Origin of the sequence: Brevibacillus sp. JB24b, from assembly GCF_051713385.1 — a bacterium.
Lineage (GTDB): Bacteria > Bacillota > Bacilli > Brevibacillales > Brevibacillaceae > Brevibacillus_B > Brevibacillus_B laterosporus.
Genome location: NZ_JBNVQV010000001.1, coordinates 951840 through 965819 on the forward strand (window position 1 = coordinate 951840; position 13980 = coordinate 965819).

Below are 13980 nucleotides of genomic sequence, written 5' to 3' on the forward strand. Positions count from 1 at the left end.
CCTATATCCGTGGGAAATTCGCGAGTAACCAATGGCGATGGACTTGTTGTTCCATCTTTAATGATTGCCATTTTTTTATAAAACACGAGAATGTGCAGGCATTAAGTGTGAATTCTGCTTAATGCTTTTTTTTGTGAAAAACGAGTGCTTACAGACGATCATTCCACTGATAGGTTTATCAGAAGCAAATAAAATATTAGAGGCTTATATACACAATAAAGTGGCAGACTATAGATGTTAGGTTTTCTGGCACTTATCGTGTATAAAGCATGTAGGATTTCATCCGTAAATAAAGGAGATTGAAAAAATTTGGCTACATTTAATGAACTAGGATTGAGTCCATCCGTACTTCGATCCATCAGTAACATGGGTTTTGAAGAAGCGACTCCAATCCAAGCTTTAACCATTCCAGTTGCATTAACAGGAAGAGACCTGATTGGTCAGGCTCAAACAGGAACAGGGAAAACCGTAGCATTCGGTATCCCAATGATTGAAAAGATTGATACCTCTTCTAACCACATTCAAGGTATTGTATTGGCTCCAACTCGTGAGTTGGCTGTACAGGTATCTGAGGAATTGATCAAACTAGGTCAATACACAGGTATTAAAACCTTGCCAATTTATGGTGGACAGGATATCATGCGTCAAATACGCGCATTGAAAAAGAACCCTCACGTTATCGTTGCAACTCCTGGCCGTCTAATTGACCACATCAACCGTCGCACAATCCGTCTACAAAACATTCAAACCTTGGTATTGGATGAAGCTGATGAAATGCTAAACATGGGTTTCATTGAAGAAATCGAAAGCATTTTAGAGCAAATTCCAGATGAGCGTCAAACTTTGTTGTTCTCAGCAACAATGCCACGCCAAATCGAATCTTTGGCACAACGCTACCTTAAAAACCCAGAAAAAATCACCGTGAAAGCAAAAGAAGTAACGGTTCCAAACATTGAGCAAGTATACATGGAAGTTCAGGAAAAATTGAAGTTTGATGTAATGACTCGCTTATTAGATATACAGTCCCCAGAATTAGCTATCGTGTTTGGCCGTACGAAGCGTCGCGTTGATGAATTGAGCGAAGCCCTGAACAAACGTGGTTATTCTGCGGAAGGTATCCATGGTGACTTAACACAAGCAAAGCGCGACAGTGTTCTTCGTCAATTTAAAGAAGGCACCATCGACATTCTAGTTGCAACAGATGTAGCAGCTCGTGGTTTGGATATCAGTGGTGTTACACACGTATATAACTTTGATATTCCACAAGACCCTGAAAGCTATGTTCACCGTATTGGTCGTACAGGTCGTGCAGGTAAGACAGGTGTTGCGACTACATTTGTAACATCTCGCGAGATTGATCACTTGCGCATGATTGAACAGGTTACAAAACGTAAAATGAGTCGTCGTCCTGTACCAACATTAACGGAAGCAATTGAAGGTGCACAACGCATTACAGTTGACAAATTATTGTCTGTAATCGGTGAAGAAAACTACCGTGATTACCATAGCTTGGCAGAAACTCTACTTCAAGAAAATGATTCTGTTACATTGGTGGCAGCTGCTCTGAAAATGCTGACCAAAGAGCCGGATGTAACTCCAATTCGTTTAACTGAGGAGGCACCTCTACGTTCTAAAAAACGCCGTCCTTTTGGCGATGATAAACGCGGTAGTGGTCCACGCCGTGGCTATGGCGAGCGTCGTAGCGGTAGTAGCAACTATCGTGGTGGCCGTTCAGAAGGTGGTCGTCGCAGTAGCGGTGATGACCGTCGTCGTAGCAGTGGTGGTAGAGCACCTAGCAGACCATCATCTGAAGGTAGAAAACCTCGCGTATAGTAGTTGATTCAACTCTAAACAGCTAATAATAGATGTACAAGACGTGTATGATTGCCCGACTCCGAAAGGAGCAAAGGCTATCTACACGTCTTTTTTGTATGCTTTTAAAGGTAGATTTTTCAGAATATGATTTTAACTTATCAAAAGACAGAGGAAATGAAAAGGAAGTTTAACAAGTAAGCTATTTTTTAATAACAATCATGCTATAAGCTGGGTTTTCTGGGTTTGTCTTGGTAGGAAATGAAACATTTACTGATTGAAAGGTTACATAATACGGGTGGATAATAAGCAGAGAATATTAGAATTTGCTTATGAATTTAATAGCTTATGTAGCGTAGCAAAAGATATAAAGGAGGAACCAGCAAGTAATGAGTGTTTCCGATACCAAACAAATCCGGTTATTGATAGTGATTATAGGTTCGCTAATGTTTTCTAGTTATCCAGCAATGGTTCATGCAACAGATGAGAAGGCTATACATTCCCAAAATAGTGAAGAAAAACGTGAAATAACTCCTGAAAAAGCTGCTGAGTTGGCATTGAAACAAAATATCGATCTAAAGAAATTCCGCCTTGATGTCGATACAGCTGATATTAATGCTAACCAAGCCATATATAGTTCAGTAAAGATGAAAGAATCAAATATTTCATCGCTCGGTGAAGCTCAGCAGAAATATGTGCAAACAGCTAAAGCGGAAGCCGCCAGAAACAGCCACAAATATATGTTACAAGCAATGGAGGATAAGACCAAGCTAGGTGCAGAGAAAGCTTTTTATGAGCTGTGGCATGCCAAGCAAGAGTTGCAGTTGAAGGAACAAAGCTTAACTCGTGCACAAAAACAGGTAGATACGGCAAATACGTTATATAAAGCAGGAGTAAAATCCAAAAATGATGTGATGCAAGCAGAAACAGGATTAGCCCAAGCAAAAGCTAATTATGAAGCAGCCCGTAATCAGGTTAGCATTTCTACGCTTTCACTAAATCAATTTTTGGCGGAAGATTTGACTAAAGAATGGGAGCTATCTATACCTGAAGAGGATATACGCGACAAAGAGATTACTCCATTGGAAGAAGCCAAGCGTTTAGCTGTTGCCCAACGTGCTGAGATTCTAAAAATTGACGAAGAAGTAAAAGCAGCGAAAAAGAATGTTGAAACGATAGAGAAATATTCAATCTTGTCCTCCTTCCAAGGACAGCTTGCCAAAAATGATTTGGAAACAGCAGAAGTGAATAAAGAACAAACCAAAAACGATATTTTGTTAGAAGTTACTCGAAATTATGAAACTTTGACTTCCGCTAAACAAAGTATAGAGGCATTTGAAAAAGCCAGAGAAGCTTCCAAAGAGAATTATCGTTTAACACAATTACGCTATGAACATGGTCTTGCAACTACCCTGGATCTTATGTCTGCTGAGGAGGAGCTAGCACAGCGAGAAAACGAATATGAAACAGCTACTCACAATTATCGATTAGCCTATCTCACCTATAAAAACTCAATGGGAAGACCTGTTTCTTAATAAAGAAGTGTATAAATTTTAAGTTTTTTTTAAGAACTTGTACCCTTTCTTTTTAAGATCCGTCTTATAAAATAGGACAAAGGATCAGACAAGAAAGGAAGAGCATAAATGAAAGCGAATAAAAGCGCTGTAGAAACGACCACTTGTCTAGCTATGCAACGATATGTTAGAGATAAAGTTCGGTTTTTTACTACATTTGTTAAATCACCACGTGAGGTAGGGAGTGTTACTCCTAGCTCAGCACGCTTATCTAAAAGAATGCTAGATGGAATCGACTGGACAGAAGTTACGTCAGTGGTTGAACTAGGTGCAGGTACTGGTGTGTTTACGCAAAAACTGAAACATAAAATTTCATCTCATACAAAAGTGTTTGTATATGAACAAGATGTAAAACTTCGAGCTGATTTACAAGAGAGATTTCCTTCTTTTCACCATCATTGCGATGCTCAGTGTTTGTCTGCAGACTTAAATCAGGCAGGTGTAGAACAGGTAGATGTCATCATTAGTGGATTACCGTTTATGAACTTTCCACAGGAATTACGTGAACGGATCGTAGCGGAGATTATGCAATCGTTAAAACCAGGCGGTGCTTTTGTCGCTTTCCAATATTCCCTACAAATGAGAAAACAGTTGAAAGAGACCTTTCGTGAGGTATCTATTTCTTTTGAGCCGTTAAACATCCCTCCTGCATTTGTATATCGGTGTCGTAAGTAACAGACAATCCGATGAGAAATAAATAGAATGAACATAAGATGCTATTTGTTCACGGGAGGAATCCGATGATGAAAGAAACGATTTTAATCATTGATGATGAAAAAGAAATACGTGATTTGATTGATATCTATTTGAGTAACGAGGACTTCCGTGTTTTGAAGGCGGCTGATGGATTAGAAGGGTTACAAATCCTGGAGGAAAATCAAGTACACGTAATTATTTTAGATATTATGATGCCCAGATTGGATGGATTGGCTGCCTGCATGAGGATCAGGGAAAAGCAAAATGTCCCGATCATCATGCTGTCCGCCAAAGCGGAGGATATGGACAAGATTATTGGGTTAGCTACTGGTGCCGACGATTATGTGACAAAGCCGTTTAACCCGATGGAACTGTTGGCGCGAGTAAAGTCGCAGTTAAGACGTTACATGCGGTTAAGCGGTTTTTCAGAAGTGAGGACTGACGAACTCGTAGTCGATGACTTAACGATCAATGTTGCGACGCATGAAGTGAAGATAGATGGGCGAGAAGTGAAACTAACTCCACGAGAATTTGCTATTTTAGAATTATTGGCTCGCCATAAAGGAATTGTGTTTAGTGCAGAAAAAATTTACGAACGAATTTGGAATGAGCCTTTTTATCAATCTGATAATACAGTCATGGTACATATTCGTAAAATCAGGGAGAAAATTGAGCAAAACCCACGTAAACCTCGCTATATCAAAACCGTTTGGGGAGTAGGTTATAAAGTTGAAATGGAATCCATTTAGGCTAATACCATATACGTTTTATACGTGTTATAAGCTTTCGAAAAAAATGATTGCTCAGGGTAAATCAAGTTTACGTATACAATTGATTGCTGCTTTTGGGATATGTGTACTGGCTGGATTTTTTGTAGCCAGTGTTCTTAATCCCTATATGCTAACGAAACGGGCATATATTGATTATACGTCAGGGATGGAAAGCATTGATAATCATGCTCGTAATTTGATAAGCACTCTCCGAATAGAAAATGAAAATAAACAACAAAATCCCTCATATCGGTTTGAGTTGCAAGAAATAATCGATGACCGTTCGAATAGCGGGAAATATCACATTTTATTGGTTGATGAACAAGGAAAAGTCTTATATAAAAGTAAACAAACCTCCGAGGCTACGATTGATATTCATTCTGTTATCCAAAATGCAATGGATCTGCGTATTTATCGTCAGGATTATCAGAATGAGGCAAAAGAGTTTGTTTCCTTCTATCCTGTGGATGTAGGGGATAAAAAACTTTATTTAATAGTACGAGGTATGCCAGAACCGTCTATCGTCTATCAAACAGGCTATAGTCAGTTACCAGGACTAATTGGTTTTGGCGTATTTATTTTTTCCTTTTACTATCTAACAAAGCGAAAAATGTACCAAATTCAAAGTATTTCACAAGGCATTCAAGAAATGGCACTGGGGAATCTTGACATTCGTGTACCAGTTAACAGTAACGATGAATTGGGACAGTTGGCTAATAATATTAATGTCATGGCAATGCAATTACATCATACTAGAGAGGAAGAACGTAAGGCAGAGCGAACCAAGCATGAGCTAATCACCAATGTTTCACATGATTTACGTACTCCACTTACTTCTATTATGGGTTATTTACGACTGATTCAGGATAAGCGTTATCATAGTGAGGGACAATTGGAAGAGTATGCCGGAATTGCTGTTAATAAGTCGGAACAATTAAAGCGTTTAATTGAGGACTTATTTGATTATACCAAGCTATCTAATAATGGTGTAAGAATGCAAATGCAGAGAGTTGATATATTAGAAATGTTAGAACAGTTAATGGAGGAGCTTGTACCTCAAGCGGAAGAAGAAGGTTTGGTCTTTCGGAAAAACTATGCTGTAGACCATCTGTTAGTACATGTAGATGCAGATAAAATAGTACGTGTGTTTGATAATTTACTAATAAATGCTATTAAATATAGTGAAAAACCAGGTGAAATTTTAATAAGCGCAGAACAACTAGGAAGTTCTATTCGTATCTCAATTGGTAATAAAGGCCCCAATCTGACTCCCATGGAATTAGATCGTTTATTTGAACGTTTTTATAAGGTTGATGAATCGCGGAGTATGGCAAAGGAAGGATCTGGATTAGGTCTAGCTATTGCTAAGAGCATCGCTGAGTTGCATTGTGGGAAAATTTGGGCTGAATCACGTGACAATATGATCTTTTTTTACGTAGAATTGCCGGAGTAAAATATCTGTTAAAAATAATCGATGCGGCTACTCAGGATACGAAAAGACTATTTGGACATTAGATCCTAATACAAACAAATACATGGACTAATCGTATGATAAAAAACGCATGTAATTCCTTTTGGAAAGGGGGGCATGCGTTTTTTATGAAAGTGATTTGTTTCTAATGATAAGTTTTTCTAATGATAAGCATTGTATATCTGTATTTCACTTGTCAATCAAAAGAACTTATAGTGGAAGCAGATAAGGGAAGTTCCTTGATAGACAGAATGGAGAGATACAATGGAAGTCAAAACAAAAACCAAAGGGCTTGTCAAACAAGAGAAGCGGACAGTTGGTTTTATCATTGGATTAGTGATTACCTTACTTATCGCTTTAGTAGCTAGATATCTAGCTCAATTTCCTTTTTTAAGTATAATGGGGCAATTGGTAATTGCGATCTTGATCGGGATTACATGGCGTGCAGTGGCTGGTGTTCCACAACAAACGATTACAGGTACCAATTTTTCTAGCAAAAAATTGCTTAGGGTCGGTATTATTTTACTTGGTATGCGATTAAATTTGATGGATATTTTATATGCAGGTCCTAAAGTGTTTGCTATGGCAGTATTAGCCATTATTTTTGGATTAAGTGTAGTCTATCTATTTACACGCTGGTTTAAAGTAGAAAAGAAATTAGGGATTTTAACGGCATGTGGAACGGCTATTTGTGGTGCGGCAGCGGTTGTAGCAATTGCTCCGCAAATCAAAGCTAACGATGAGGAAACAGCGATTGGAGCGGCTACCGTTGCTATTTTAGGTACTATTTTCACGCTTCTGTATACACTTCTCTATCCTTTTCTTGGCTTAACACCAAATGGTTATGGTGTTTTCTCTGGTGCTACCCTCCATGAGATAGCACACGTGATTGCAGCAGCGGCACCTGGCGGAAATAGTGCTGTAGATATTGCTGTCATTGTCAAATTAACTCGAGTTGCTCTCCTTGTCCCTATCGCGATTGGCATAGGAATATGGAGCAGTCGTTTGGAACAAAAAATGAACGGGGAAACAAATAAACAGTTTTCCTGGAGGTCGTTACCTATTCCGTGGTTTATCTTTGGATTTTTGGCGATGAGCGCTGTTAACTCACTAGGAATTATTCCTCAAGAAATTGCTACACAAATCGTCAATATCGCATATTTGTTAATCGCAATGGCCATGGCAGGATTAGGGTTAAATGTAGATTTGGTTGCCTTTAAACGAATGGGACTAAAATCATTTTCAGCGGGTTTAGTTGGATCGATATTACTTTCCTTATTTGGTTTTGCAATGACGTTTGCTTTTCATTTAGCTTAATAAAGTGTCTCCATTCCCATTGGGAGTGGAGTTTTTTTATCTAGGAGGACGTAAATTGAACGGGATTTTTCTCCCAACATTATTTCACAGCAATTCTAGCTGTTACAAGCTTGTGAACAAGATTAGTTTGCTGTATGCTTCAAATATCGGAAGTATTAAAGGGGAGTATAAGGTATGCATTACTACGGAAATGAAACGATTATGTCGATAACGCAAGCCATTCATTTAAAACCAAATGAAATTAGGGTTCTTGAATGGGTTCGTACCTATGAATATGTAGAAAATACGTATGGTGTGGACGAAAATGTACCTGTTTTTTTGGAGATACAGATTATACAAGATGGGGTTCGTGTCCAGAAGAATCAAATTACAGATTTTCCTGATTTCACATGTTTACAAATGGAGATACATACCGATATTGAATCAGCTCTTCGTGTTTTTAAAGAGTGGGCTGATGAGATTATCGACCGCTTGAAAGAACAAGGAACAGCCATCGAGTAAGGGGATGAGTGTATGCGTGATACAAATAGCCGATACGGAAACCTACCTCCGCGGCCCCCTGCTTTGTTATTTCAGATTGTTCAAAAATTTTACCGTGGGGCTGTAAGTCATTATCCGGTCATTGAGCTAGCTAAAGAACAACTACGTCTAGCTGTATTTGAATGGGAGGCTTGTATAGAGACAAGAAGTAACGACGAATTAGAAGCGGAGGAGTTGGTTCAAAAAGCGCTTACTACTTTGTTTCTTGAGTTTCACTTTTACGTGACATGTTGGTTGCAAATTGACCTAGCGCTACATCGCTTATGTAACCACCAGAATGGATCTGTGTTTTGTCGATTGAAGCAACGTTTTTCCGATGACATAGAAAGGCATCTTGCTGTACGGCATTGTGTAGATGATACGCAAGCGTGTGTTTTGGCTCAAATGGAACACACTGAGGGCGATTTAAGTCAGCTTGCAAATGATCTCTACTGGTTTGATGGCCAACTGTTTACTGTTGATACGACTAGTCTACATACACTTAATGAGCTATATCGTGCCATTATGGAGAAAAGAGGAAACGTATGAAAATGGGCTGGAAAGTGAGCAGTGTACTATTAGGTATTTTCGTTGTTTATCTGTGGATCATTCATTTACCGTATCCTCCGTTACCCATTGCATCCATACCGGTCGAACAAGCAATGGCTATGGTAAAGGAACATCCTGAGCAGCTGGTCAGCCTCGGAAAAGAAGGTGGATATGAGTATTATATGATGGAAGGAACTCAAAAAGAGGCGGCAGAAAGATTAAAACAGCAAATGGCTCAAAGAGGATACCAATTTATAGAGCAACAAGGGGGAGGGTACTTTTTTGAACGTAATGGCCAAAAACAGGTGATTACAAGTAACATGTGGACTGGCAAGTATGTTATCTTGAAGACGGCGAACCCTCTCGAAAAGGAGAGGGAAGGATAGACCCATCTCTATATCAATGGTGAAGCTGTAATCGGACAGCCTTGCTCGTCTTCAGAGCTCTTTTCTTTCGATTTAACTTGCAATAGACTTTCCACGATATATAAGTGCAGAGCATTATATGATTTGTTACGGAAATGCCGGAAAATCAAAAAGACTAACAACGTGACAAAACCAACAATAAGGACAGAGAGCAAAGGGATGCTATTAGCAATGTAATGTGTTAGCTTGCTGGAAAATATGATGAAGACGATAGGTACGGTAGAAAAACAAAACGGTATGTATCCGAGCTGAGCTTCTGTTTTTTTGATAGCAGCACAGAGAATGCGCAGTTCATGAACGGTGAGTGTCTCATAAAAGTGCCAGATTTCTTCAATTTCTAACAGATCCTCACTACATTGAACAGCAATCTGTTGTGAATCGTAGCGCCTAAGAGATTTATATAGTTTGCGAAAGTCTCCATACGGCTTCATATTCAGCCTCCTTCCTAAGTATAAAAAAGACCGCCTGTCGAGAGCGGTCTTTTTGTTTACGACTAGGTAATAGGGTAAGAATTACAAGCCGCTATAAGAGTGTAGTGTACCGTATCCACCAGCGTTTTGAGCTCTTACTTCTTGAGCATTGGTACCTGCGAATCCATTTTGGAAAATGTTTTGAGCAGGAGAGCTATAGTTTTGATAGCTTTGTTGAGCTTGCTGAGAAAAAGCTGGGGTTGCATATCCGCTGTTAATACCGCTGCCCATGCTTTGAGTAACAGCAGAAGCAGGTTGACTTGCATTCAATTGACGTACTTCTTGAACATTTGTGCCAGCGAAACCAGGTTGGAATACACTGTTGGCTCCAGCATAGCTCACTGGACTGCTATAGGAAGGAGTCTGGAATTGATATGATTGTGTTTGTGGCGTGTAGGATTGGTACGGCTGTTGAGCTACAGCAGGCAGGGAATAACCGGCATTAAGCGCTTGTACCTCATTTGCATTCGTACCTGCAAAACCTTGATTAAACACACTGTTAATGTTACTGTTCAAGCCTTGAGATAATGCAGTTCCTGCTTGAGTTGCGTTTAATTGACGTACTTCCTGAACATTGGTACCAGCAAAACCAGGTTGGAATACGCTGTTCGCACCAGTATATCCGCCTTGTACTCCATAGTTTTGGTTACCTGAAGAGAATTGTCCATAGGCAAGGTTTGCTAGGTTTGCAACACCTGGTGTAGGTTGACCTGCGTTGAGAGCTCGAACCTCTTGAACATTGGTACCAGCAAAACCAGGTTGGAATACGCTATTTGCACCAGCATATCCACCTTGTGTTCCATAATTTTGATTACCATAAGAAGAGAATTGTCCGTAAGCTTGATTTGCTAAAGTTGGAGCAGGTTGACCTGCATTCAGAGCTCGAACCTCTTGAACATCTGTACCAGCAAAACCGGGGTTATAGACACTGTTAGCGGATCCAAAACCGCTTTGTGTCCCAAATGCTGGATTCGATACTTGGCTAAAGGATTGGTTTGTTGGATAAAAGCTATTGTTCAAAGCTTTTACTTCCTGCACATTTGTACCAGCGAAATTTGGGTTGAAGATCGAGCTTGCAGGTCCAGAGATTTGGTTGTAAGCAGAAGCATTATAATTTTGATTGTAGGTCATGTTGACCACCTCCTACCTTCAGTTTTTACCAACAGAGGAAACTCAATGCATACAAAGGAAAAAAATTTCGTTTTTATCTTACATTCCAGTTGTTCTAGGATATATCAATTTTTTCTTCTTCTTGTTTTGTAAGCTGTTCTTCTCGATCAGAACGCTCTTCTGAAAATAGCTGCTTAATCCTCTCCTGCTCCGTTTTAGGCCCAAGTACGTACAAGATATCGCCTGATTTTAAAATGGTATCTCCCTTAGGGATTAGCAATTTTTTACCTCTGATAATCGCGTTTACCAATGCCTGGTCAGACAATTGTAGATCGAGTAGATTGGTACCCACTACGTTGCTGTTTTCCCGAATGTGAACTTCAATCATTTCAGCGTTTGTTTTTGCAAGAGAAACCAGCTCTAGGCTATAGGGAGTTACTTTCTTTTCTCCTTTAGAAAAACCAAACCATTTAGCGAGAGGCGAAATAGTTGCCCCTTGAATGAGAGCAGAGGTTAAGACAACGAAAAAGACCACATTAAAGATTAACTGAGCATTCGCTAGCCCAGCAATCAATGGATAAGTAGCTAATACGATCGGGACAGCACCGCGTAAACCTGACCAAGCAATAAAGGTTCGTTCTTTACTAGTGAACTTCATACCAAGCGTGCTTATATAAACCCCGATAGGTCGTGCTACAAACATTAGTAGAAAAGAAAGTGCAATGCCTTGCCAAATCACTTGTAATAAATCTGATGGAAAAACTAACAAACCTAACAGGATAAACATCAGGATTTGCATCATCCAGGCAAAAGCTTCGTTAAAGCGTAAGATAGAGTGTCGATAGGGAATTTCTACATTTCCTACAAAGACAGCCATCACATAAACAGCGAGTAATCCACTTCCACCCAATATGGAGGTGGCACCGTAAGTTAGAACTGCCAGTGCAATAGACAGTACGGGATAGAGACCGGATGAATCCAGATTAATATTTTTAATGAGCATAGTGGAGATTTTGCCTAAGAAATAACCCATTATCAGACCTAAACCCATTTCCCATAAGAATTCTACTATCATTGAGAATAAATTAACTTCTGGATGCTGCATTAATTCTATAAGGGCGATGGTCAAAAACATGGCCATCGGATCATTTGTGCCTGATTCTGCTTCCAGTACAGAAGTCAGTCGCTTTTTTATATTTTTATTGCCTAATACAGCAAAGACGGCAGCGGCATCTGTAGAACCAACAATTGCTCCAAATAATAGACCTTCAGTCCAAGACAAACCTAAAATAAACTTGGCACATGCACCAATCAGAAAAGTGGTAAGAACAACACCTATGGTTGCTAAGGAGAGAGAGGGTTTGGCCACAGCACGAATGTCAGTCCATTTCGTCTGCATGCCACCATCGAACAAAATAATGATAAGGGCGAGAATACCGAAAAGTTGTGTTAACGAGGCATTATCGTAATAAATGAATTTACTCAGGACCATTCCGACTCCAACGAAAAAAACAAGGGAAGGAAGGCCGATCCGTGATGAAAATTTGGCCGTAACAACGCCAGTAACCAATAGAACAGCGAGGAGCAAAATGATATTATCCGTTGTGAAAATCAACCATACACCAACTCCTTTAGATAAAATATAAGTAAGAAAATGATCTGTGTGATATTTGTTACATGATAGCCTTTCTTTTAAATGTACACGAAACTAAGGGAGATGCAACATTTTAGATGGACTTTTGTGCTTTTTTATAATAGATCTCATAAAAAAGAACGTTTATACCTTGGCTTTTGTTGTGATCTCTTAATTAAGCGTAACATAACACCCTATTTTTGATGAAAAACGTAAAGCTTATGTAAAGATAATTTCATTATTATAATGGTAGTAGAGTAGGTATAGAAAAATACCCCTCCTAATAGGAAGGGAAGGGCTGAATTCATGTAAGGAGCCTTTTTCACTTACACATGTGTTGCGAGTAATAAATAATGTTGCGTAGTGAGGCGCGGCGAATATCTGGTTCATCAAATTTTTCTGGCTTGGAATTTGCTTCGAAAAACCAGATATCACCCTCAGAATTTATTCCTAAATCCATAGACATCTCAGCAAGATCTCTCATATTCTGCTGTAGGGCTTTAGCTATAACGAGTACAATATTTCGAATGTTTTGTTGGATGTAAATGGCCCACTCTTCCCCAAAAATTTTGGGAAGGATTTTATCTGGCGAAAGAATAGTACCCCCACGTGGGACATGGGTGGTAATGCTTCGGGCCCCTGCTTGGCGAATGCCTACTCCAGTTATATCCCAATGCCCCTGACCATTTTTTTGTGTAAGGACACGCACATCAAATGGTCGATTATTATAGGTAGCAAGCATGATGCCCTGCTGAATGATATAGGGTTTCCGCTGCAGAATTGGCCAAAGATATGTCCATAGTTCATCTAAATCGTAAAATGATCTGTATAGTGATTTTTGTTGATGAACACGGCGTAAAATCCAGATATTATCGTGTTTTTCAAGACGCATGATTCCTCGCCCAGCTTTTCCACGTATAGGTTTTAGGTAAAGTACATCATGTTTTTTAGCAAAGGACTTCAATCGCTCACATGAATCTAATGTATAAGTATCGGGCAAGAAAGGAACGATTTCCTTCCTGGATTGTAGGAAGGTAAATAAGCTTTCCTTATCGAAAAACTGACGGTTGAAGAGTGTCACGTTCTTCAGTTGTGAGATGCGTTTGAGAGTTTCCTGCATGTGCTCTTTTTCCTCCACTGCTCGTGTTGGAATTCGATTATATATAACATGAGGAAAGGGAGTTTCAAACCTTTGCCAGTATTCTCTACGTTGATCGTATAAGTAACCTCGTATTCTATAAGTTTCCCAGTCTATACCGTCTGGAGTAAATACAAACACGAGTGCTCCTAGCTTTTGTCCCGTTTTACTTATCTCCTGAAAATTTTCCCTATTTCCTTTAAATGACTCGCCTTTGCCAGAAGTAAGAATGCCGATAAGAGGAGCAATCTGCAACACATTGTTATATATGCTCCATCTGATGCGGGTACGATAGCGACCTACTACAGTAGGAACTAATCCTAGGTTTAATGTTTGCTCGACGTGGAGCGGACCCAATGGCACGGTGATACGTTGTGTGGTACTAAGCGGGATGGGAAAGTGGGTACCCTCTACATACCATTGTCCTGAGGGGAGTATGGTCAGCCAACCGGATTGCCAGTGGGACATTAGAAACTCCTCCTTCCTTCAGCCCGTG

At 39.6% G+C, this 13980-nt stretch carries 13 protein-coding genes; 9 read left to right on the top strand and 4 right to left on the bottom strand.

Annotated features, from left to right (window positions below; all coding sequences use genetic code 11):
• The first annotated feature begins 309 nt into the window (after positions 1-309).
• The 9 genes from ACQV1I_RS05075 to ACQV1I_RS05115 all read left to right on the top strand — a co-directional run bounded on the left by ACQV1I_RS05075 (position 310) and on the right by ACQV1I_RS05115 (position 9094).
• The gene (locus ACQV1I_RS05075) at positions 310-1833 is read left to right on the top strand and encodes a DEAD/DEAH box helicase (protein WP_094700661.1); all 1524 of its coding nucleotides are present in this window, start codon (positions 310-312) and stop codon (positions 1831-1833) included.
• 368 nt (positions 1834-2201) lie between these two features.
• Positions 2202-3347, top strand: a complete 1146-nt coding sequence (locus tag ACQV1I_RS05080) for a TolC family protein (RefSeq protein ID WP_116332971.1) — start codon at positions 2202-2204, stop codon at positions 3345-3347.
• Positions 3348-3455: 108 nt separating this feature from the next.
• The gene (locus ACQV1I_RS05085) at positions 3456-4061 is read left to right on the top strand and encodes a class I SAM-dependent methyltransferase (RefSeq protein WP_116332973.1); all 606 of its coding nucleotides are present in this window, start codon (positions 3456-3458) and stop codon (positions 4059-4061) included.
• Between the two features lie 65 nt (positions 4062-4126).
• Positions 4127-4831, top strand: a complete 705-nt coding sequence (locus tag ACQV1I_RS05090) for a response regulator transcription factor (protein WP_116332975.1) — start codon at positions 4127-4129, stop codon at positions 4829-4831.
• On the top strand, positions 4812-6305 hold the full coding sequence (locus ACQV1I_RS05095; RefSeq protein ID WP_116332977.1) for a sensor histidine kinase: 1494 nt from the start codon (positions 4812-4814) through the stop codon (positions 6303-6305). The genes ACQV1I_RS05090 and ACQV1I_RS05095 overlap by 20 nt, the downstream gene beginning before the upstream one ends.
• Before the next feature lie 282 nt (positions 6306-6587).
• The gene (locus ACQV1I_RS05100) at positions 6588-7640 is read left to right on the top strand and encodes a YeiH family protein (protein WP_116332979.1); all 1053 of its coding nucleotides are present in this window, start codon (positions 6588-6590) and stop codon (positions 7638-7640) included.
• Between the two features lie 174 nt (positions 7641-7814).
• Complete coding sequence (locus tag ACQV1I_RS05105; RefSeq protein ID WP_094700656.1) at positions 7815-8141, top strand: hypothetical protein; 327 nt, start codon at positions 7815-7817, stop codon at positions 8139-8141.
• Positions 8142-8153: 12 nt separating this feature from the next.
• Positions 8154-8708: a hypothetical protein gene (locus tag ACQV1I_RS05110; protein ID WP_094700655.1), complete on the top strand. Its 555-nt coding sequence runs from the start codon at positions 8154-8156 to the stop codon at positions 8706-8708.
• A complete protein-coding gene (locus ACQV1I_RS05115) occupies positions 8705-9094 on the top strand; it encodes a hypothetical protein (RefSeq protein ID WP_116332981.1) in 390 nt (129 codons plus the stop codon). The genes ACQV1I_RS05110 and ACQV1I_RS05115 overlap by 4 nt, the downstream gene beginning before the upstream one ends.
• Positions 9095-9102: 8 nt before the next feature.
• Here the strand turns inward: ACQV1I_RS05115 and ACQV1I_RS05120 are convergent, their stop codons facing one another.
• The 4 genes from ACQV1I_RS05120 to ACQV1I_RS05135 all read right to left on the bottom strand — a co-directional run bounded on the left by ACQV1I_RS05120 (position 9103) and on the right by ACQV1I_RS05135 (position 13952).
• The gene (locus tag ACQV1I_RS05120; RefSeq protein ID WP_094700653.1) at positions 9103-9564 is read right to left on the bottom strand and encodes a hypothetical protein; all 462 of its coding nucleotides are present in this window, start codon (positions 9562-9564) and stop codon (positions 9103-9105) included.
• An 81-nt stretch (positions 9565-9645) separates the two neighbouring features.
• Positions 9646-10734: a hypothetical protein gene (locus ACQV1I_RS05125; RefSeq protein WP_094700652.1), complete on the bottom strand. Its 1089-nt coding sequence runs from the start codon at positions 10732-10734 to the stop codon at positions 9646-9648.
• Positions 10735-10828: 94 nt separating this feature from the next.
• A complete protein-coding gene (locus ACQV1I_RS05130; protein ID WP_094700651.1) occupies positions 10829-12328 on the bottom strand; it encodes a potassium/proton antiporter in 1500 nt (499 codons plus the stop codon).
• A gap of 340 nt (positions 12329-12668) precedes the next feature.
• Positions 12669-13952, bottom strand: a complete 1284-nt coding sequence (locus ACQV1I_RS05135) for a YheC/YheD family endospore coat-associated protein (RefSeq protein WP_094700650.1) — start codon at positions 13950-13952, stop codon at positions 12669-12671.
• Positions 13953-13980: the final 28 nt, after the last annotated feature.

Excerpts from the sequence above, each read along its gene's own strand:
- ACQV1I_RS05080 (WP_116332971.1), top strand. The coding sequence starts at position 2,202 with ATGAGTGTTTCCGATACCAAACAAATCCGGTTATTGATAGTGATTATA.
- ACQV1I_RS05085 (WP_116332973.1), top strand. The coding sequence starts at position 3,456 with ATGAAAGCGAATAAAAGCGCTGTAGAAACGACCACTTGTCTAGCTATG.
- ACQV1I_RS05090 (WP_116332975.1), top strand. The coding sequence starts at position 4,127 with ATGATGAAAGAAACGATTTTAATCATTGATGATGAAAAAGAAATACGT.
- ACQV1I_RS05100 (WP_116332979.1), top strand. The coding sequence starts at position 6,588 with ATGGAAGTCAAAACAAAAACCAAAGGGCTTGTCAAACAAGAGAAGCGG.
- ACQV1I_RS05105 (WP_094700656.1), top strand. The coding sequence starts at position 7,815 with ATGCATTACTACGGAAATGAAACGATTATGTCGATAACGCAAGCCATT.
- ACQV1I_RS05110 (WP_094700655.1), top strand. The coding sequence starts at position 8,154 with ATGCGTGATACAAATAGCCGATACGGAAACCTACCTCCGCGGCCCCCT.
- ACQV1I_RS05115 (WP_116332981.1), top strand. The coding sequence starts at position 8,705 with ATGAAAATGGGCTGGAAAGTGAGCAGTGTACTATTAGGTATTTTCGTT.
- ACQV1I_RS05120 (WP_094700653.1), bottom strand. The coding sequence starts at position 9,564 with ATGAAGCCGTATGGAGACTTTCGCAAACTATATAAATCTCTTAGGCGC.
- ACQV1I_RS05125 (WP_094700652.1), bottom strand. The coding sequence starts at position 10,734 with ATGACCTACAATCAAAATTATAATGCTTCTGCTTACAACCAAATCTCT.
- ACQV1I_RS05135 (WP_094700650.1), bottom strand. The coding sequence starts at position 13,952 with ATGTCCCACTGGCAATCCGGTTGGCTGACCATACTCCCCTCAGGACAA.